The sequence below is a fragment of the Enterococcus innesii genome (assembly GCF_022846515.1).
GTDB classification, from domain to species: domain Bacteria; phylum Bacillota; class Bacilli; order Lactobacillales; family Enterococcaceae; genus Enterococcus_D; species Enterococcus_D innesii.
The window spans coordinates 742,372-763,916 of sequence record NZ_AP025635.1 but is presented as its reverse complement, the minus strand read 5'-3'; the positions used below and the strand labels follow the sequence as shown (position 1 = coordinate 763,916).

The following is a 21,545-nucleotide window of genomic DNA, read 5'->3' as shown; positions in this document are numbered from 1 at the left end:
CTATGGTCTTTGTGTCATCAACGAGCTAAGTCAAAAGGTGTCTTGCGGAAAATCAGCCAGTGCATGCCTAGCACCATGGCTTCCTCGATGGCATCGATATAATGGAAAGCAGGCTGATTGGGTTGTTGCTGCAGCAATGGATTTTTTTGGATCGCGTCTAAGAGATCGGTTTTTACTGCATCACTGCTGGCTAAAATGATACAGTGGGGGGCAAAAGCTGCATTGTAAAATGGCAGTAAGCTTGCCAGGCGCTGGACCAAAGCCCTGCGGTCTTGCGGTACCCCTTGATCTAAGTAGCCGGGCAAAAATTTCGCCTCTCCTGCTAGGGCATCTTTTCCTTCTAAAAGCGCACCATTGACCAAGAGCGTGATACCAGGCATGCTTTTTTCGGGATTGTACATGCCGACGATGGTTTGCTGCAAGGAGATCTGTTGGGCGATGCAATAGCCGATCGTTAAAATATGGGCATCGTTTTGACAGTAGAAGGGCAGTGCAGTGACCTCTGCCACGAGGTCTGCCAGGTGCCAGCCATTGAATTTTTCATACCAGCTGGAAGTCACGGTTCCTTCACTGATTTTTCCTGGTAAAAAGAGGGCGATCTGTTCTACAGAGGGAAATAATGCCAGCTCGTTCGTTACACATTCTTGAAAGCGGTGAGGGGCAACATCAGGAAACGGCTGGTCGTGTTTTGCCAAAACCTTCCCCTTACGATCGATCAGCATGGACCAAAGAGCCAAGGAACCATCGTGATCGATAAAGCTAAGCAAAAGAGAATGGCCTCGGTCTTGGTTTAGCTGATAGGTCACAGCAGGCCGCCCTAGCTCTTTTTGCTCCAGTGGACCTTTAGTGATTTCCCCCTCTGTTAACAATTCTTTTAATAATGAGTTAGTGGTGACCATGCTGATGCCGGTTTTCTTCACTAAATCGGAGGCGAATAATGCCCCGTTTTGAAATAAGGTTTTTAAAACCAGCTGTTTGTTTTGCTGGCGAATGGAATGGGTGGTAGAAGCCATAGGTGTTCTCCTTAATGAAGTGATTTAATTAAGTATACCGACGGGATGAAACGATGTAAAGTTTTTAAAAGACTGACTTGACGGAAAACTTGAAAATAAGTATACTTAATTAATAATATTAATTAAGTAATCCGCAATGCAGAGGACACGAGGTAGAGGGGAAGAGAAACGTATGATCAAATTAGTCATCACAGATTTAGACGGCACATTTTTGAACAGCCAAGGCAGTTTTGATCGGCCTTATTATGAACAAGTCAGCCAACAAATGAAAGAAGCGGGGGTTGCTTTTGCGGCGTGTACCGGCAAACAGTGTGAACGAGTGGAAGAACTGTTTGGAGAAGCGGCAGCGGATGTTTGGATTCTTGGGGATAGCGCGACCCGTATCAAACATCAAGGAGAGTACATCTTTGAATCACTGCTGCCAAACGAATTAGGGCGGCGGATCATTGCGAAGCTCGCTGCGATTGCGCAAGATCATGTGATCATCGCCTGTACACCGACTGCGGCGTACATTGCTGAAACGACCAATGAAGCAGATGCCCAGAAAGTGCGTGGCTCTTATCGGGTGGTCAAAACGGTGGCGGATTATCAAACCATCACCGAAGATTTTGTGAAGCTCACTATTTTTGATCCAAAACTACGTTGCTTTGAGCATGTCCAACAGTTAAGCGAGTTTACAAACGACGCCTACATCGTGGCTTCGGAAGCCGCTTGGATCGATATCACCAATCAAGGCGTCCACAAAGGAACGACTGTGGCACACTTGCAAGAATTGCTGCACGTCACACCAGAGGAGACAATGGTTTTCGGTGATGGCTTGAACGATTTGGAGTTGATGGCAGCTGGCACGTTTAGTTTCGCCATGAGCAATGCCTTTGAGGAAGTCAAGGCAGCGGCAGCGTTTGTGACCAAGTCAAACGATGAAAATGGCGTGCTGAAAACCATCGAACGTCTGTTACCGCTACAAATGAACCAATAAAAAAACCGCTCCCTAGCAGGGACAGCGCGTCCTTTCATTTGACTGAAAGTAGACTGCTGCCTGTTGCTAAGGAGCGGTTTTTTCGTTATGCATGTGGTTGACTGACGCTATAAGGATAAGCATCGGCTGACCACTCTTTGCTGCGAGGGACGATACCTAGCTGGAAGTTCAATGTACCACCGGCAGTCAATTCTTGGTGGGTGAAAAACAATCGCTCGAAGGGTTCTTCGTTCAATTTAATTTTATCCACGAAGAGCTGTTGCGGCGCATTGGGCGTGCTCTTGATCACTAAGTCTTTGCCTGAAGCAAGATGCAGGGTTGCTTGATCAAATAATGGCATGCCGATGACATATTCCCCCGTCCCTGGTGTGACTGGATAAAAGCCCAAGGAGTTGAAGATGTACCAACCAGCCATGCTGCCGTTGTCTTCATCGCCAGGAAAGCCTTTGGGCGAGTCGTTGAAGCATTGTGTCAATAGCTGCTTGATCAAGGGCTGTGCCATTTCTGGTTTGCCCAAATAGCTGAATAGATACGGATAGTGGAAGCTTGGCTGATTGGAGATCGCCAGCTGACCAAAATCGAGTGCGGCCATCTCACTCATTTCATGGATCTCAAAGCCGTAGCCTTCTGTCGTATAGCGAGGTTCTTGATTGCACAAGTCGATCAGTTTTGCTTCAAAGGCCGCTTTGCCGCCATGTTCGGCGATCAAACCAGCGAAATCATGGTAAACAGCAAAACTACTTTGCCACGCACTGCCTTCTGCATAATCCAAGCCCCAGCGTGTGTCACTAAACTCTGGACGAAAAGCGCCATCTGGGTCTTTTGCCCGCATAAAGCCGGTCTCCTGATCGAAAATGTTGCGGTAATTTTGCGATTGCTGCTGATAATAGTCTGCTTGCTCGTCACCCAGCTGTTGCGCGACTTGTGAGATACAAAAATCACTGTAACAATAATCAAGGGTGTGATTGACCGATTCATGATGCGTCAATGGCACATACCCGTAAGTCAAATAGTCCGACGTGCCGCGCCGACCATAATTGGGATTTTCACTTTGGACGGTGGCACCTTTTTTCATCGCTGCTAAAAATTCGGGCATCAAATCGGGACGGATACCTTTTACTGCGGCATCAGCGATCACGGCATCGATCAGCGTCCCGGGCATCAACCCCCGCTCATCAGGTGATAGCCATTTTGGTAAAAAGCCGCTTTCGCGATAACTGTTCAAAAAGCCTTCCAGCATGTCTTCCAATTGTTCGACAGCCAAGAGTGAAAAGAGCGGGTAGACAGTTTTATACGTATCCCAAAAGCCGTTGTTTGTATACAGTGGTCCTGGTTTGATCGCTTTTGCCAAGGTATCCCAGTGCATTTTGCGGCCCTCTTGATCGATTTCGAAGAAGGTTTGAGGAAACAAGAATAAGCGATAAAAATTATGATAAAAAGTAGAAACTTGTGTTTGATCGTGATGCTCGATCTCGATTTTTTGCAAAAAATGATTCCATTGCTGTTGGACAGAAGCCAGATAATCGGCAGGAGCCCATTGCTGTTCCCGTTGCAAGTTCAAACAAGCTTGTTCGCGACTGAGAAACGAGGTCGCAAAACGGATCGTCTGTGTTTGGCAATCATCAAAGCGGAGAACGACGAAGGCTTCTTTGCCTGTCAAGGCACCTTCGATCGCCGTGATGGGTGTTTCAAAACGATAGACGAAATGGAAGGTGAAGCGTTCATCTTCGCACCCGGAAAATACGATTAATTGACCAGCCACGGTCTGTTCATCCAACTGTTCTAAGACATAGTCACCCGTCAGTGACAAGCCAAGACCTGGCTGATCCCCACAGTTTTCAATAGTCAGCACACCGCCATACATGCTGGGGATCAAAGTCGTTGTTGTTAAATACCGCTGTGTCTTGATTTTAAGAAAGGCTGGATTAAAGGTGCTTTCTTCAGGACGATACGAGCTTTGCGCATGGAAAAGGGTATTTTCAGAAAGCGTGCCGTTTATCGGCAGCATCGTCAGATGGCTGAAATCCCCCATCCAAGGGCTAGGCTGATGGGTGATGCGAAAGCCCTGAAAGGTTCGATCTTCTGGATGAAACCACCAACTGCCGCGTTGATCACTGGTTTGCGGGGCAAAGTAGTTCATGCCAAAAGGAACCCCTGTATAAGGCAGGCAGTTGCCATGGGAAAAACTATATTGGTTGTCTGTTCCGTGTCGTGTGTCGATCATTGATACGTTCACTTGGTTCACTCCTTTAATTGGGTTGATTCTCTTTTGATCAAAGAAACCGCCACTAAATGGGTGGTCGTCTCCGTTGGTACTGGGGTTGCTGCCTTCGCAGCGTTGATTTTCTCAATCACTTGCTTTCCTGCCAAGCGCCCCATCTCCGCAAAATTCTGCCCGATGGTCGTTAGGGCTGGATCAACGAGAGCAGCGGCTTGGATATTATCGAAACCAACCAGGGAAATGTTGGTAGGGACATGCAGATCTGTTTGGCGCAATGCCCGCATCAATTCGATGGCGATCAAATCATTTTCACAGACGGCTGCCGTGACCTGATGTTCTTCCAGGTAGTCAAGCGCATTTGCGATGCTGGCAGCCGCGTCGTCTAGCTTGGTGCGAAAGGTTCTTTGGGCTTTTTTCAGTGCATCGATGTAGCCTAGATAACGCTGACGGACGGATTGTGGATGATGGGTATCACCAAAAATATAAGCGATCCGTTGATGCCCCAACGCAAGTAAATGCTCCGTAGCTAGCTGTCCACCTTGAAAGTTATCTGGCATGACCGCTGGAAATTCAAACTCATGCAACTTTTTATCTAAGGTCACGATAGGAAAGTGTTTTTCAGCACATTCGAACAGCAAGTCATAGTAAGAAAACGTATTGCTGGCGTAATAGATCAGGCCGTCGAATTCTTGCATCAGCTCAGCTGCCGTCGTTTTTTCCAAATAATCCACTGGTGTCATCAAAAGTTCAAAGCCGTGTTCTTGCATCACTGGATAAATGCCTTCGGTAAAGTTTCCTAAAGAAAGATCATTGGCAAAGGGCAAGACAAACAAAATTCGTCCAGTCGCTTTTTTTTCCTTCAATTCCCGGACAAAGCTGCCGCTGCCTTGCACGCGATAGATCAGCTGATTTTGTTCCAGTTCCGTCAAGGCTCTTTTAGAGGTGATCCGACTGACTTGGTATTGTTCAGATAGTTCTTTTTCAGTAGGGACACGACTGCCCGGATCTAATCGCCCTTCAACGATGGCTTCGTGAAGTTCCGCGTAAATTTTTTTATATAATGGTTGTTTCATAAGAAAACCCCTTTTGATATATCATATTTGTTAGCATACCATAAACCAACAAAAATGAAAACCCTTTAATTATTTTGAAAAAGCGCTAGACATTCACATGATTCATGATATACTAGGTTCGTAAATTGATATATCAAATCAGGGAAGGTGATGGAATGGTTTATAAAGAAATACCAACTTCAGTAGCAACATTTATGGAAACGATTACGGATCTATGCGGAGAAACGCATGCCGATTGGGCGAAAAATTTTAACGCAGCTTTTGCCAATACACTATTAACGACGGTCAAGCGTCATGAGGATGGCACGACCTTTTTACTGACGGGGGATATTCCAGCGATGTGGCTGCGAGATTCCACTGCGCAAGTTCGTCCCTATTTAGTGATCGCCAAAGAAGACGAAGACTTAGCAAGCATGATCAGCGGGTTAGTCAAGAAGCAATTCTACTATATTACGATCGATCCTTATGCAAATGCCTTTAACGAATCAGCCAATGGTGCTGGCCACCAAACAGACGATACAGAAATGAACGATTGGATCTGGGAACGCAAATATGAGATCGATTCTTTGTGTTATCCGATCCAACTGGCCTATCTGCTATATAAAAACACAGGCAGAACCGATCAGTTCAATGATGATTTTGTAACAGGCATCAAAAAAGCCTTGGATGTGTTTGTGACAGAACAAAACCATGCGGAATCTCCGTATCGCTTTGAACGGGATACCTGGCGAAAAGAAGATACCTTGACTCATGACGGCAAAGGAGCACCGGTGAAACCCGTTGGCTTGACTTGGTCAGGCTTTCGACCAAGTGATGATGCCTGCAAATACGGCTATTTGATTCCCTCCAATATGTTTGCGGTGGTGGTCTTAGGCTATATCCAAGAAATCTTTACGACGGTTTTAGAAGATGCAGCGATCGTGGCACAAGCAAAAAAATTACAAGCAGACATCGAAGCGGGCATCAAAGAGCATGGGTTGACCAAAAACCAAGCTGGCGAAGAAGTTTACGCCTATGAAGTGGATGGATTCGGCAATCGCACCCTGATGGATGACAGCAATGTGCCGAATTTGATCGCCGCTCCTTACTTGGGGTATGGCAGTATGGAAGATCCCCTTTATCTTCAGACTCGTAAAACGTTGTTAAGCAGTGAAAATCCGTATTTCTATGAAGGGAAATACGCCAAAGGCATTGGTAGCTCTCATACGCCAGAAAATTATGTGTGGCCGATCGCCATGGCAATGGAAGGGATGACTACTACTGACAAAGAAGAAAAGAAACGAATTTTGGATCAGTTAGTGGCGACAGATGCGGGTACCAATTTGATGCATGAAGGGTTCGATGTCGATGATCCTTCGCAATACACGAGAGAATGGTTCTCGTGGGCGAACATGATGTTTTGTGAATTGGTCATGGATTATTTCGATATCCGAGTGGAAAAATAAGCAGCATGACCCACGACCATTCGAGTGACACAAAAAGCAGTCCAACGACGCAAACAGCGAGGAGTAAAAATCAATGAAGAAACAAGTTTATATCATCTCACACAGCCACTGGGATCGGGAGTGGTACATGCCTTACGAACAGCATCATATGCGGCTAGTTGAATTGATGGATGATCTTTTAGAATTAATTGAAAATGACCCTGAGTTCCACAGCTTCCATCTAGATGGACAGACAATCATCTTGGATGACTATTTAGAAGTGCGACCTGAAAAACGCGAAGCGGTCAAAGCGGCCATCCAACAAGGAAAATTGCAGATCGGTCCGTTTTATATTTTGCAAGATGACTTTTTGATCAGTGCTGAATCAAACACCCGTAACATGCTGATTGGAATGGCAGAAAGCAAAAAGTGGGGCACCCCCGTTATGTTGGGGTATTTCCCAGATACTTTCGGCAATATGGGGCAAACCCCGCAAATGATGCTGCAAGCCAATCTTGAAAGTGCTGCATTTGGGCGTGGCGTCAAACCGATCGGCTTTGACAACGAAGTTTTACCCGATGATCAATTTACTTCCCAATATTCTGAAATGCATTGGGAAGGTCCAGATGGCAGTCAAATCTTTGGTCTACTTTTTGCCAACTGGTACTCCAATGGCAATGAGATTCCAGTGGATAAAGCAGAAGCCAAAGCCTTTTGGACGCAAAAACTGCAAGATGTAGAAAAATTTGGTGCCACCAATCATTATTTAATGATGAATGGGGTCGATCATCAACCCGTCCAAAAAGACATTTCGGCAGCGATTCGTACAGCCAACGAGCTTTTCCCAGAGTATGAATTCAAGCACGCCAGCTTTACCGAATACCTTGAAGCAGTGCAAGCAGATCTGCCAGATGACCTAGGAACTGTTACAGGTGAATTGACCAGTCAAGAAACCGATGGTTGGTATACTTTAGCCAATACCGCCTCTTCCCGAGTCTATTTAAAACAATGGAATACAAAGGTTTCCCGCCAATTAGAAAATGTTGCGGAGCCATTAGCAACTATGGCTTATGAAGCAATCGGCAGCTATCCTCACGATATGTTGGATCATGCGTGGAAAACTCTGATGCAAAATCATCCTCACGACAGCATCTGCGGCTGCTCAGTGGACGAGGTACACCGAGAAATGATGCCGCGCTTTGAAAAAGCCAATGAAATCGGCAAGTTTGTGGCAGATGAAGCGTTACGCAATTTAGTAGTCGCCATCGACACGAGCCAGTTTCCTGAGGAGAGTCGCCCCTTCGTGGTCTTCAACACCACTGGCAGCACGCGTTCTGGTTTAGTGGAAGTGGTGATCGAACTTGAGCGTAAAACATTCCGTGAAGGATTGCCAAGCAAGCTTTACCACGAATTGTTGGCGAAGCCAAAAGGTTCTTATTCGGTGATCGATGAACAGGGGAACCCTGTTGCTGCGATCATCAGTGAAGAAGAGGTCCTTTTTGACTATGAATTGCCTAAAGATGCCTTTCGGATTCCTTTCATGAAACGCTTTGTTACGGTCCAAGTAGAAGCAAACCAGTTGCCGGAATTTTCATGGCAGACCTTTGCCCTAGTGGAAAAAGCCGCTACGCCAGTAGAGAGTGCACCGATCGTTTCAGAAGGAGGGCGTAAACTTGCCAACACACATTTGGAAGCCGTCATTACTGAAAACGGCAGCTTGACGATTACAGACAAAGCAACCCAAAAAGCCTATCGCAATTTACTGGTTTTCGAGGATGTGGGGGATATCGCCAATGAGTACATCTTCAAACAACCAGAAGGAGATCAAGCAATCTTATCGACACAATTTCCGCATCACGTGACGATCGAACAAAACGATCCACTGGTGGGGATCGTGCGACTGACGCAAGAATTGCAGATTCCCGTTTCAGCAGATGACCGTTTGTTAGAAGAACAAAAAGCTGTCGTCGATTTCCGTTTCCGTAAGGCACAGCGGAGTCAAGAATTGGTTGCTTTCAAGATCGAGACGGAGATCCGTTTAGAACGAACCAGCAACCGCCTGGCATTTAAAACCACCGTCAACAACCAAAGCAAAGATCACCGACTGCGAGTGTTATTCCCAACAGGGATCATCACGGATTTCCATGAAGCTGACAGCATTTATGAAGTCGTAAAACGGCCGAATCAGGTTTCCAGTCATTGGGAAAACCCAACAAATCCGCAGCATCAGCACGCCTTTGTCAACTTGCATGATGAAACTAGCGGCATGACGGTTTCTAATTTTGGTTTAAACGAATATGAAATCGTGAAGGATCAGATCTGCTTGACCTTGTTGCGCTGTACGGGAGAACTAGGCGATTGGGGCTACTTCCCAACACCAGAAGCGCAATGCTTAGGCAACCACACCTTTGAATACGGCGTAGCCTGTCATGGGGCTCCTGAAGAACGTTATGAAACGTATCGCCAAGCACAAGCTGCCCAAGTTCCTTGGACGGCAAGCCAGACCGACAAGCACCAAGGCAAGCTAGCCAGCAGCAACCAATACATGGAAGCTCATGGATCGACGGTAGCTATCACCGCCTTAAAACGCAATCGCCAAGACCAACAAATCGTTTTGCGGGGCTATAATTTGGCGGATCAAGCCACTGCCTTTCACGTGCAAAAAGAGCAGGCGGCACTTTGTCTGTTGAATCTTTTAGAGGAAGAACAAGCATCGAGCGTCAATGAGCAATTACGCCCATATGAAATTCGTACCATTGGAGTAAAGGAGTGAGAAATGATGGTTTACGGAGGAATTGAAGCCGGCGGCACAAAAATGATTTGTGCCGTTGCCGATGACCAGCTGACGATCATCGCCCAAGAGTCGATCCCAACGACAACACCAGAGGAAACGTTAGCGGCGATCTTTGCCTTTTTCGATCCCTACGATCTCGTGTCATTAGGGGTCGGTTCCTTTGGTCCGATCGGGATCGATCCAACCCAAGCGACCTATGGCCACATACTAGCCACGCCGAAAAAGGGCTGGCAGCAGTTCGATTTTCTCGGTGCGTTAAAGAAGCGCTACCCAGAGACAGCATTTGCTTGGACAACAGATGTCAATGCTGCCGCTTATGGAGAATTACGCCAAGGGGCGGCGCAAGGCAAAGACAGCTGTGTCTATTTGACGGTAGGGACCGGCATTGGTGCCGGGGTCGTTCGTGAAGGAAAGATTTTCGAAGGGATCGGTCATCCAGAAATCGGTCATACCTATGTCAAACGCCACAGTGAAGATACGTATGCGGGTACTTGCCCCTATCACGGCGACTGTCTGGAAGGATTAGCCGCAGGGCCTTCTTTGGAAGGACGCACGGGGATCAAAGGACAAGACTTGCCGCAAGATCACGAGATTTGGGGGTTGCAGGCCTTTTATCTAGGGCAAGCGCTGGTCAATATCACGTTGACTTTAGCACCTGAGAAAATCATTTTAGGCGGTGGGGTCATGAATCAGCCGCATTTACTCGCTCAAATCCAACAAGCCTTCCTGAAACAAATGGCAGGCTATATGGAGACACCACCAGTGGAAGACTACATCGTCACTTGGGGCTTGCCGAACAAAAGCGGCATCATCGGCTGTCTCTTGTTAGGCAAAGAGCAGGTGACTGCCCATGACTAACCTGCATTTTCCTAAAGATTTTTGGTGGGGGGCTGCCGCCAGCGGTCCACAAACTGAAGGACGAATGGCCGATGATGGCAAAGGCGATTCGATTTGGGACTATTGGTACGCAACGGAGCCAGAACGTTTTTATCAAAAACGGGGACCCAAAGATACCGTCCAACTGCTGCAGCGTTACCCAGAAGATGTGGCGTTGATGAAAGAGATCGGCTTTAATTCTTTTCGAACCTCGATCCAGTGGAGTCGCTTGCTGCCAGAAGGAAGAGGGGCGGTCAATCAACAAGCGGTGGCATTTTATCGCGAGTACTTCGCCACTTTGATCGATCATGGCATCGAGCCCTTCATCAACTTGTATCATTTTGATATGCCGATGGCACTGCAAAAAGAAGGCGGCTGGCTCAATCGCGAGACTGTCACAGCATTTGCAGATTATGCCGCTTTGTGTTTTGAATTGTTCGGTGATCAAGTCCGCCATTGGTTCACGCAAAATGAACCGATCGTGCCAGTAGAGATGGGGTATTTGTATCAGCAGCATTACCCAGCAGAAATCAATTTGGCTCACGCGGTGCAAGTTGGCTACCATGAAGCACTCGCCAGCGCCTTAGCGATCCAACGCTTCCGTCAGTCTCAGCAACCAGGCGAAATCGGCATCATCTTGAATTTGACACCGACTTATCCGAAAGATCCGAACGACGAAAAAGATGGCCAAGCGGCGCAAATGGCAGATGCCTTTTTCAACCGTTCCTTCTTAGATCCTGCCGTCAAGGGCACCTTTCCGGAAGAATTGATCGCTGTCTTAAACGAGTTGGCGATCATGCCAGAAACCAGAGCCGAAGATTTACAGATCATTAAAGAAAACACGGTCGATCTCTTGGGGGTCAACTATTATCAGCCAAGGCGGGTGCAGCAAAAGCGTTCTGCCAAAACAGCGGACACACCAATGCCAGAAGATTACTTCGATGTTTATGATTGGCCAGAAAAGAAAATCAATCCCCATCGAGGCTGGGAGATCTATGAACGAGGCATCTATGATACCTTGATCAACCTACGAGACAACTATGGCAATATCCCTTGTTATATTTCAGAAAACGGCATGGGGGTCGAAGATGAAACACGCTTTATCGATGCCAGCGGTCAGATCCAAGATGAGTACCGCATCACCTTTATCAAAGATCATTTGCGGTATGTTCACCAAGCGATCCAAGAAGGCAGCCAGTGCCGCGGGTATCACATGTGGACCTGTATGGACAATTGGTCTTGGCTGAATGAATTCAAAAATCGTTACGGGTTTATTGCCGTCGATTTGGCTACCCAAAAACGCACCATCAAAAAGTCCGGTGAGTGGTTCCACGAAGTGATTCTACAAAACGGCTTTGTCGACTGAACATTCATAAAAAACAAATCAATGAAGCGTCCTATCTTGCAAAAGATAGGACGTTTTTCTGGTTTTTAGAGAATAAAACAAAATATAAACAAAGACCTTTAATTTGTTTCATTTTATCTTTAGTTTGTTCCTTATTTTTTAGGGATGAAAGCGTTATTCTAGTAGCATGAAGGAGATGATGAGATGTGAAGAAAAAGGGGTTTTGGAGGAATGTCTGGCAATACAAAGCGTTAATATTGATGGCTTTGCCAGGTGTTGTCTGGTTTATCTTTTTTTTCTATATACCTGTATTCGCAAATGTGGTGGCGTTCAAAGATTTCCACATTTCACCAGACGGCTTTTTTGCCAGTTTGAAACAAAGCCCATGGGTCGGCTTTGATAACTTTAAATTTTTATTTGCATCCAATGATGCTTGGCTGATCACTAGAAATACGCTACTCTACAATATCGTATTTTTAGCATTCAACCTATTCTTTGCGATTGCCTTTGCCATTATAATGAGTGAGCTACGCAATAAGCGTTTGGTAAAAGTTTATCACACGATGTCACTGTTGCCGTACTTCCTTTCTTGGGTGGTTATTTCGTACTTTGTCTATGCCTTTTTGAGTCCAGACAAAGGGATCATCAACCAATGGATCACGGGTATGGGCGGTGAAGGAATCAACTGGTATGCGGATCCGAAATGGTGGCCGTTTATTTTCGTCTTTATGAATGTCTGGAAGAGCTTAGGCTACAACAGCATCATCTATTATGCGTCAGTGGTCGGGATCGATCAAACGTATTACGAAGCCGCGATGGTCGATGGCGCCAGCAAATGGCAGCAGATCAAAAATGTGACGTTGCCACAACTGATTCCAATGATTTCCGTCTTGTTGATTTTGAACATCGGTGGGATCTTCCGTGCCGACTTCGGACTTTTCTATCAAGTCCCACGAAACTCTGGGGCATTGTACCAAGTCACCTCCGTTTTAGATACGTACATTTATAATGGACTGACTGCCACAGGCGACTTCGGGATGACCGCAGCTGCCGGCCTTTATCAATCAGTGGTTGGGGCATTATTATTACTAACAGCGAATTTGGTTGTTCGTAAACTAGAACCAGATTCAGCATTATTCTAAGGAGGATGGATAAATGAAGAAAAAAGTAACGAAAGTCGAGATCCGCTCCTTTAACCCAACGGTCAACCTGATTTTTAATATCGTGATCGGTTTGTTCGCGATTTCCTGTGTCTTGCCGTTTCTCTTTGTGATCGCGATCTCATTGACCAGTGAAACCTCTTTGGCAGAAAACGGCTATCGCTTTTGGCCACAAGAATTTTCGTTCGCAGCGTATACCTATCTGTTTAGCGGACAAATGAGCAGCAAAATTTTCCAAGCATTTGGCGTATCTATTTTTATCACTGTTTTTGGTACCTTCGTCAATGCAACGATGACTTCGCTGTATGCCTATGTCATCTCTCGCTCAAATTTTCCATTCCGTCGGTTCTTTACAATCTTCGCTTTGATCACCATGTTATTTGCGCCAGGGATGGTTGCCAATTACTTAGTGATGGTCAACTTGATCCAATTGAAAGACACGATTTGGGCGTTGATTTTACCTCTTGCCTTAGGGCCTTTTAATATCCTTGTTATGCGGACCTTCTTTAAAAAGACGGTACCAGATAGTATTATAGAATCTGCGCGCATCGACGGTGCCAGCGAAATGAAGATTTTTCTGTCCATCGTATTGCCCTTAGCGGTTCCAGGGATCGCTACGATCAGTCTATTTGCCGCTCTTGGCTATTGGAACGACTGGTTCAATGCATTGTTGTATATTCAAAAAGACTCTTTAGTGCCGTTACAAGCACTTTTGATGCGGATTCAAAGCAACTTGGACTATCTAGCCAAAAGCTCCGGCATGGCTGCCCAGATCCAAGGCGGTTTGGCCGCTTTGCCAAGCGAAACTGCTCGCATGGCAATCGTTGTTGTTGCAACCTTACCGATTGCGATCACCTATCCATTCTTCCAACGGTATTTTGTCGGTGGTCTGACAATTGGTGGCGTCAAAGAATAATCAAATAAGTATAGGGAGGAAACAAAAATGAATTTGTGGAAAAAAACAGCTTTTGCTGGGATGGCCGCAGCGGCAACTTTGGGAATGGCTGCCTGTGGGTCGAACGGCGCAACATCCGATTCAGAAAACAATGCAGACGGCGTAACGACTTTATTGATGTATCAAGTCGGGGACAAGCCAGAAAACTTTGATCAATTGATGGAGATCGCCAATAAACGCATTGAAGAAAAAACCAACGCTCGTATCGATCTGCAGTACATCGGCTGGGGAGACTGGGATCAAAAAATGAGCACCATCATTTCATCGGGTGAAAACTACGATATTTCCTTTGCCTCAAATTACGTTGCGAATGCGCAAAAAGGCGCGTATGCAGATTTGACGGAGTTAGCACCAAAATATGCCAAAGAAGCGTATGATCAATTAGACGAATCTTATATCAAAGGCAATACGATCGACGGAAAATTATATGCCTTTCCAGTCAATGGCAATATTTATGCCCAACAAGTCTTGACCTTCAATAAACAATATTTAGACAAATATGATTTGGATATCAGCGGGATCGAATCTTATGCAGATGCCGAAGACGTGTTGAAGAAGTTTAAAGAAGAAGAACCAAACATCGCACCGTTTGCGATCGGACAAACCTTTAATGTTTCTGGAAACTATGATTATGTGATTGGGAAAGATTACCCATTTGCTGTCAAATTGGATGGCGATACAACGAAGATCATCAATCAATACGAAGATGATGAACAAATGGAAAACTTGAAATTGATGCACAAATGGTACAACGAAGGCTTGATCCCAACCGATGCAGCCACCAATACAACTGGTTACCCATTAGAAGGCAACACATGGTTCATGCGTGAAGAAACTCAAGGACCAATGGATTACGGCGATACGATCTTAAGCAATGCCGCAGGTCATGAATTGGTTTCACGTCCAATCACGAAACAATTAAAATCAACCGGACAAGCGCAAATGGCAAACTTTGTTGTAGCGAATGTTTCGAAAAACAAAGAAAAAGCAGTGGAAGTGTTGGGCTTGTTGAACAGCGATCCTGAATTGTTGAATGGATTGGTTTGGGGTGTTGAAGGCGAAGCCTGGGAAAAAATCGAAGGCCAAGACAACAAAATCCGTCTCCTTGATGGCTACTTGCCAAATACCCGCATGGCTGCTTGGAACACTGGGAACAACATGATCCTTTATACACAAGAATCCATCACAGACGATATGATCAAAGAGCGTGATGAAAACATTGCTAACGCGGAAGCATCACCAATCTTAGGGTTCAACTTCAAGACTGATAACGTGAAAACAGAAATCACGAATATCGCCAATGTCATGAACCGTTACAAAGCAAGTTTAGCAACCGGAACGATCGATCCAGAAGAAAATGTTCCGAAACTAAACGAAGAATTAAAAACCGCTGGCTGGGAGAAGGTCCGCGATGAAATGCAAAAACAATTTGATGAGTACCGCGCAAGCCAAGAATAAGCAACAGGTGGTTCTCACAAATCAATAGATCAAGCAAGCCGGAGGCTAAACGCATCAGGACCAATGGTTCCCACGTCTAGCTTCTGGCTGCTTTTTCTTTTAAGTGAATAGAGGGATTTTGTTCAAAAAACGCAACTTTTATTTTTTCGCTTTTAAATCTCAAGCATGTTGCATCTAAAACGTACATAGCATTAAAAGATTCTCAGGTAGCTTGAGTAGGAAGCTGGAATCATGCTACATTTTCGGTAGGGAACAAATAAGGGAGGAATTTTAAATGCAAGAAACAGCAAATAGCGGGTTGGTCAAGGGCTTTCGCTTGATTTGGGCGATCGTGAAGTTGAATTTGTTTTTTGTCGTAATGACGCTTGCCGGTGGTGGAATCTTAGGGATCGGTCCAGCGTTTCATACCATCAGTGCTTTGATCCACGAAGATGGCCTGAATTATGAGAATCAAAGCTTTCGTAGTGCATGGCGCATTTGGCGCAACGTCTTTGTCAAGGCCAACAAGCAGTTTTATCTGTTTTTCCTACTGACAGGGTTCTTAGTGTATAACCTGTATTTAGCTACCCAGATCCAAGGCTTGATTTGGTTGATGATCTCTTTTGTTTTAGTTGTGGTCAGTGGATTGAGTGTTTTACTGTACCTGATAAGTGTGGTTTTTGACACGTCTTATGAGATTTCCTTGTGGAATAACCTGAAATTGTCCTTTGTGTGTCTGTTTCTTCATATGGCGACCTTTCTAAAATTGCTGGTTGGGATCGCTAGTATTCTCGTTTTTACTTGGATGATGAAAGGGCTTCTACTCTTTGGAACATTCAGCTTACTGATTTTATGGTGCCATGTGGCGATCAGTCAGGAAAAAAACGTCATTGATCGGGATTTGGCACATGACTAAGTGGCGTTTTCGTTTGTTCAAACATGATTTTTTGATCAATCAGTTAATGCAGCTGTACAGCGTGCTTTTGGTGATCATCTCCATCATTATTATGTTGGTCCTGACCGCTTATACCGGAGCGGATCGTTTTACTACGAGTGAACGTTTAGTGGAGAGCACAAGCATGCAGCTGGATGCTTACGTGCAAGATCAAAATACCGTTGTTTCAACAGTACTTGGCGAATTTACTAGTTCAGATACCGCCTTTGAGTCATTACGCAACTATTTGCAGCTTTCATTGCCAGATTATTTTTCCTATAGTAATGATATTTTTCGCCAGACGGGACAGAGTGTTTACTTGCCCAATATTCTCTATCGTTTGATTCGTAATCATCCTAGTATCGAAGAGATCATCATTCAGTTGGATGAAAGCAATGAGACACTAGTGGCAACGCCGGATACACCTTACGGAGAAAAACACAGCGGCAAACAGATTGATTTAAAAAATCGTCTGTTTTTTGTTCGTTCGATCGCCCAACCAAGTAATTATGCCCAGCCCTTAGGCCAAGTCTACGTGATCTTTCGTTCAGACGATGTTTTAGCCAATCGACAAGAAGACAACCAAGTTCATGGAATCAACAGTTTTTTGTATACCTCAAATGGTCAGCGCCTTTACAAGGATGCCACGAACCTCAGCAAGGAAACTTTAGCCAAAATTGATCAGGCGGTTGCTCACGGAACCATTCACGACACTCTTTCGAAAGACTTTTATATCAAAAAACAAACCACTGTCAGCGGAGAAGTGTCCCTGGTTTTGTTGTCAAAAAGGGTGATTTGGCGGGATATTTTTTCCAGTGCCATATGGATCTTTAGTTTTGGAATCGGGATTCTCTTGTTGGTCCTATGGGTGCTTCATCGCACCTTTAAGCGCTATACATCGCAAGTAGAGCAGATCGTCTATGCGACGAAAGAAGTCAGCCAAGGGAATTTTGACAAACGGATCGATACCGCCAATGTCCAACAAGAACTGAAAGAAATCGCAGAAGCCATCAATCACATGACCTACAGTATCAACGAGTACATCAAAGATATTTACACACTGGAGATCAAACAACGGGATGCCGACATGCGGGCATTGCAAGCCCAGATCAATCCGCATTTTCTCTATAACACCTTAGAATACATTCGAATGTATGCCTTGAGCCGCAACCAAGAAGAGCTGGCGGATGTCGTCTATGCCTTTTCGGCACTGCTACGGAACAATACGACGCAAGAAAAGACGAAGACCTTAAAAGAAGAAATCGATTTTTGTGAAAAATATGTCTACTTGTTTCAGATGCGCTACCCAGATAAGATCGCCTATCATGTAACTATCGATCCGGCATTCGAACAGTTGGAATTGCCGAAGTTCACGCTGCAGCCGCTTGTCGAAAACTATTTCGTTCACGGTATCGATTATCAGCGCAATGATAACGCCATCAGTATCAAAGCTTATAAAGAAGCCGATCAGATCGTGATTGAAGTCAAAGACAATGGCAAAGGCGCAGATCCGCAGCAGTTAGCGATGATTCATGAAGAACTGCAAAATCAGGAGATCGGAGCCCAAACCTCGATCGGGATCAAAAATGTTCACGAACGGTTGCGGGGGATGTTCAACGGCGCCTATCAAATGGATGTTACGTCTCAAGCAGCTGCTGGGTTTACGGTCAAGATCCGCTTAGATGAGAAAAGTTTGCAAAGGGGGCATGAGGCAGATGTATAAAGCAATGTTCGTTGACGATGAATACATGATCTTGCAAGGGCTGCAGATGATCTTGCCTTGGCAAGAGCTGGGCTTTGAGGTGGTGCATACAGCGAAAAGTGCTAGTGAGGCTCTCGAGTATCTACAAGAACATTCCGTTGATTTGCTGATCACGGATATTCGGATGCCAGAAATGAACGGCATCGATATGATCCGCCAAGCGCAAGCGTTTGGGAATCGATTCTTCTCGATCATTCTCTCAGGCTATCAAGAGTTTGCCTTTGTCAAACAAGGCATGGCGTTAGGTGTGCGTAATTATCTGGTCAAACCTGTTAACAAAGAAGAACTACGCATCAGTGTTCAAGCGATTGCAGCTGAATTAGAGGAGCAGCAAAAACTGTTGGCAGAAAAAGAACTGTACCAAGAATCAAGCCTCCTACTTTGGTTGAATGATGAATTGAACGAAAGCGAGTACCTCCATTTGCTGGCGCAACAGCGGGTACCGCTTGCAGCACCCTTTACCGTTTTGCAGTTCAATGGGACTGCCGAGATCTTACAAAAAATCACGACGTTTTTTCAGCAACACGATCAGCCATTAATCTTACCAGGGCGATTAGATGAAAACCAAGTGATCATTACCGCAGCCGGACCAAGACAACAAATCAACGCTGACCTAAAAGCACTGGCCCAGCAGCTTGATAGTAAAGACTGGCAGTTGATCATGAGCGAAACCATCAACGAGTGGGAGAATTTGTATAAAGCCTATGAAAAAATCAAGCAGGTTCAATCGCTGCAAGCCTTCTACCCAGATCTGTTCTTACAAGAACAGACGATCCACGTGGATATATTAGAGCGAAACGAAGAACTCCCGTTTCTATCTTTTAACAAAGCACTGACCATCGGGGATGTTAAAACGATCCAACATGAGTTGGATAAAATGTTCGCTATTTTGGAACAAACCCAAGCAGACCCTGAGCATGTTCGTTATGTTTCTTTTTTATTGTTCAATGATATTTATCGGCAACTGCCGGTGCTTTCCCAAGAAAACCATGAGCAGATTTTGGCACGAATCCGCGAGTCCAATACATTGGCAGATTTGCGGCAACTCTTTGATGATGTGCTGGAATTGGCGAAATCACAGCCGCCGCAAAAACGTTATTCAGAGATCGTTCAAAAGACGATCCAGCTGATCGAAGAAGGTTATACCCATGATTTGACGGTCAAATCAGCGGCAGAAGAACTGCACGTCAGCGTCGTTTATTTGGGACAGCTCTTCAAGAAAGAAACGGAAATGAGTTTTAATCAGTACGTCAATCTGGTGCGAATCAAGCAAGCCCAGCAGCTGCTGCTTCATTCGAAAGCCACGATCAGTGAGATCGGGGATCGCATCGGTTACAACAATACCAACTATTTTTCCAAAATGTTTAAGAAATTGAATGGTCTGACCCCCAAAGAGTTTCGCGATACCTATGAACAGCATTATGAATCCCTTGATTGAATTTAGATTTCTTCAAAAAAAATCCGGTTTTTGTGATTAAATGATAGTAATTGTGACGCTTTCACGGTAAACTAAGAGAGGAAAAATAAAGAAGAGAGCGTGATGTTGTGAAAGAAACCAAAAAATTTGCACAAGTTTTGATAGGTACCGGGCTGATTGCGTTAGCCATATCCTTATTGATCACCGCCCATCAAGGATATGATACGATCAGTACGTTTTTACTAGGAATTTTGAATTTTGTCGATGTCCCCTTTTGGATTGCCAGTTTGTGTTTTAATATTGTTGTTTTGTTGATCGTTGCAGTCTTTGATCGTGCTGAATTAGGCATTGGCAGTTTTATCAACGGGATCGGCTTAGGCCTGCTGATTGGGATCTTTGAACCAGTGATGGACAAAGTATCGATTCATTTGCCTTTCTACCCGTGGATCGCTATTTTCGCGGCACCGATCTTATTCGGGATCGGCGCCGGCATCTACGTTTCTTCCAACAAAGGTTCAGCCGCACTTGAAGCCTTGACGGCCTTGATCTACAAACGAAGCAAATTGACGCAAAAAACGATCCGTATCGGCTTGGATTCAGCCATGGTCTTGATCGGTTTTGCGTTAGGCGCCAGTGTGGGGTTAGGTACTCTCTTGTGTATCGTCTTTATTGGCCCAATCTTTGAAGCCACCATGAAAACCATCGCTGCTCGGAAGAAAAACGCCTAGCCTTGAGAATAAATCGGAAAAAGCTGTCTGTGAGGGCAGCTTTTTTACTGCTTCCATTTAAAGGAATTATCTGAAGGGAGAGGAATCCTAATTTCCTTAAGATTCTCTGGGTAAAAAAAGTGTTTTCTCCATGGTTACGGTCTTATTGGACTTGGTATACTGATAAGACGAGTAAAGGAGAAGTGAAAATGAAAAGTTATCGTTCGACGATTGCAGCTTGCTTTGTAGGGTACATCGTTCAAGCCGTGATCAATAATTTTGCCCCCTTATTATTTTTGACCTTTCAAAGCCAATACCAGCTGCCGATCAGTCAGATCACCTTGTTGGTTAGTTTTAACTTTTTGACCCAGTTAGCCGTCGATTTTGCAGCGATCTTTTTTGTAGACCGCATCGGCTATCGTATTTCGATCGTAGCGGCGCATTTTTTTGCAGCGATCGGCTTGATTGGTTTAGCTGTTTTTCCCTTATGGTTTCCGACTCCGTTTAGCGGGCTGTTAGCAGCGGTTTTGTTGTATGCCATTGGCGGTGGCTTGTTGGAAGTCTTAGTCAGTCCCATCGTCGAAGCCTGTCCGACGGAACATAAAGAAAAAACCATGAGCTTGTTGCACTCCTTTTATTGCTGGGGGTATGTTGGAGTCGTTTTGCTCTCGACGGCGTTCTTCATGGTGTTCGGTATTCAACAGTGGCCGACTTTGGCGATCATCTGGGCGCTGATCCCATTGCTCAATTTGTTCTTCTTCACCAAAGTACCGTTGGCGCCAATTGTTGCCGAAGGAGAACGAGGCTTGACCACTCGACAGCTCTTTTCTTTGAAAAGCTTTTGGCTGTTTCTGGTGATGATGGTCTGTGCCGGAGCCAGCGAACAAGCGGTCAGTCAATGGGCATCGACGTTTGCTGAACAGGGCTTAGGCGTTAGTAAAACGCTAGGCGATTTGGCAGGGCCAATGGTTTTTGCCTTGATGATGGGGATCTCGCGCTTGCTTTACGGCAAGTTCGGGGAACGGATCGATTTGAAACGCTTTATGTTTTTGAGTGTTTTGCTTTGTCTACTGGCGTATATGATGATCGGATTTGCTTCATTGCCGTTGATCGGGTTCATCGGCTGCGGCTTAAGCGGTTTTGCCGTAGGGATCATGTGGCCAGGGGTCTTTAGTCTTTCTGCGCAATACATTCGCAACGGCGGGACAGCGCTATTTGCATATTTGGCATTAGCGGGAGATCTAGGGTGTTCAATCGGCCCTGCTGTCGTTGGTAGTATCGTTGAATGGACGGGACAACAGCTGCAGGTTGGGATTATAGGGGCGATCGTTTTCCCAATCATCTTGCTGGCAGGAATTTATTTAGTTCAACAAATGCACAAAAAGCGGCAGCTTCCGTTGTTCGTTTTTCAGGAATCCACAAAAGAATAAAGAAATTTTAGAGCAAAT

Annotated in this window: 16 protein-coding genes; 13 read left to right on the top strand and 3 right to left on the bottom strand. The window is 45.3% G+C overall.

Going from position 1 to position 21,545, the window contains the following annotated elements:
• Window positions 1-17: 17 nt before the first annotated feature.
• Window positions 18-1,013, bottom strand: coding sequence for an ROK family protein (locus ENLAB_RS03525; protein WP_220426827.1), 996 nt, complete (start codon window positions 1,011-1,013; stop codon window positions 18-20).
• 172 nt (window positions 1,014-1,185) lie between these two features.
• Here ENLAB_RS03525 and ENLAB_RS03520 point away from each other — a divergent pair, with 172 nt between their 5' ends.
• On the top strand, window positions 1,186-1,992 hold the full coding sequence (locus ENLAB_RS03520) for a Cof-type HAD-IIB family hydrolase (protein ID WP_244352646.1): 807 nt from the start codon (window positions 1,186-1,188) through the stop codon (window positions 1,990-1,992).
• Window positions 1,993-2,077: 85 nt separating this feature from the next.
• Here ENLAB_RS03520 and ENLAB_RS03515 read toward each other — a convergent pair whose 3' ends face one another.
• Both ENLAB_RS03515 and ENLAB_RS03510 read right to left on the bottom strand, forming a co-directional pair.
• Window positions 2,078-4,228, bottom strand: coding sequence for a GH92 family glycosyl hydrolase (locus ENLAB_RS03515; RefSeq protein ID WP_244352645.1), 2,151 nt, complete (start codon window positions 4,226-4,228; stop codon window positions 2,078-2,080).
• Window positions 4,229-4,233: 5 nt separating this feature from the next.
• Window positions 4,234-5,286, bottom strand: coding sequence for a GntR family transcriptional regulator (locus tag ENLAB_RS03510; protein WP_244352644.1), 1,053 nt, complete (start codon window positions 5,284-5,286; stop codon window positions 4,234-4,236).
• Window positions 5,287-5,441: 155 nt separating this feature from the next.
• Between ENLAB_RS03510 and ENLAB_RS03505 the strand changes: the two genes are divergently transcribed.
• From ENLAB_RS03505 to ENLAB_RS03450, 12 genes are all read left to right on the top strand, one after another.
• The gene (locus ENLAB_RS03505) at window positions 5,442-6,731 is read left to right on the top strand and encodes a glycoside hydrolase family 125 protein (RefSeq protein WP_244352642.1); all 1,290 of its coding nucleotides are present in this window, start codon (window positions 5,442-5,444) and stop codon (window positions 6,729-6,731) included.
• A 73-nt stretch (window positions 6,732-6,804) separates the two neighbouring features.
• A complete protein-coding gene (locus tag ENLAB_RS03500; RefSeq protein WP_244352640.1) occupies window positions 6,805-9,483 on the top strand; it encodes an alpha-mannosidase in 2,679 nt (892 codons plus the stop codon).
• 3 nt (window positions 9,484-9,486) lie between these two features.
• Window positions 9,487-10,362: an ROK family protein gene (locus ENLAB_RS03495; protein ID WP_081118204.1), complete on the top strand. Its 876-nt coding sequence runs from the start codon at window positions 9,487-9,489 to the stop codon at window positions 10,360-10,362.
• Window positions 10,355-11,746, top strand: coding sequence for a glycoside hydrolase family 1 protein (locus ENLAB_RS03490; RefSeq protein ID WP_244352639.1), 1,392 nt, complete (start codon window positions 10,355-10,357; stop codon window positions 11,744-11,746). The genes ENLAB_RS03495 and ENLAB_RS03490 overlap by 8 nt, the downstream gene beginning before the upstream one ends.
• A gap of 239 nt (window positions 11,747-11,985) precedes the next feature.
• Window positions 11,986-12,867: an ABC transporter permease gene (locus tag ENLAB_RS03485; protein ID WP_086294872.1), complete on the top strand. Its 882-nt coding sequence runs from the start codon at window positions 11,986-11,988 to the stop codon at window positions 12,865-12,867.
• 13 nt (window positions 12,868-12,880) lie between these two features.
• On the top strand, window positions 12,881-13,801 hold the full coding sequence (locus ENLAB_RS03480) for a carbohydrate ABC transporter permease (protein WP_005225516.1): 921 nt from the start codon (window positions 12,881-12,883) through the stop codon (window positions 13,799-13,801).
• Window positions 13,802-13,828: 27 nt separating this feature from the next.
• The gene (locus tag ENLAB_RS03475) at window positions 13,829-15,298 is read left to right on the top strand and encodes an ABC transporter substrate-binding protein (RefSeq protein WP_016613578.1); all 1,470 of its coding nucleotides are present in this window, start codon (window positions 13,829-13,831) and stop codon (window positions 15,296-15,298) included.
• 274 nt (window positions 15,299-15,572) lie between these two features.
• A complete protein-coding gene (locus ENLAB_RS03470) occupies window positions 15,573-16,193 on the top strand; it encodes a DUF624 domain-containing protein (RefSeq protein WP_244352638.1) in 621 nt (206 codons plus the stop codon).
• The gene (locus ENLAB_RS03465; RefSeq protein WP_244352637.1) at window positions 16,186-17,934 is read left to right on the top strand and encodes a sensor histidine kinase; all 1,749 of its coding nucleotides are present in this window, start codon (window positions 16,186-16,188) and stop codon (window positions 17,932-17,934) included. The genes ENLAB_RS03470 and ENLAB_RS03465 overlap by 8 nt, the downstream gene beginning before the upstream one ends.
• The gene (locus ENLAB_RS03460; RefSeq protein WP_220426819.1) at window positions 17,927-19,411 is read left to right on the top strand and encodes a response regulator transcription factor; all 1,485 of its coding nucleotides are present in this window, start codon (window positions 17,927-17,929) and stop codon (window positions 19,409-19,411) included. Before ENLAB_RS03465 ends, ENLAB_RS03460 begins: the two co-directional genes overlap by 8 nt.
• A 107-nt stretch (window positions 19,412-19,518) precedes the next feature.
• A complete protein-coding gene (locus tag ENLAB_RS03455) occupies window positions 19,519-20,118 on the top strand; it encodes a YczE/YyaS/YitT family protein (RefSeq protein WP_244352636.1) in 600 nt (199 codons plus the stop codon).
• 188 nt (window positions 20,119-20,306) lie between these two features.
• Window positions 20,307-21,527, top strand: a complete 1,221-nt coding sequence (locus ENLAB_RS03450) for an MFS transporter (RefSeq protein WP_244352635.1) — start codon at window positions 20,307-20,309, stop codon at window positions 21,525-21,527.
• Window positions 21,528-21,545 lie beyond the last annotated feature (18 nt).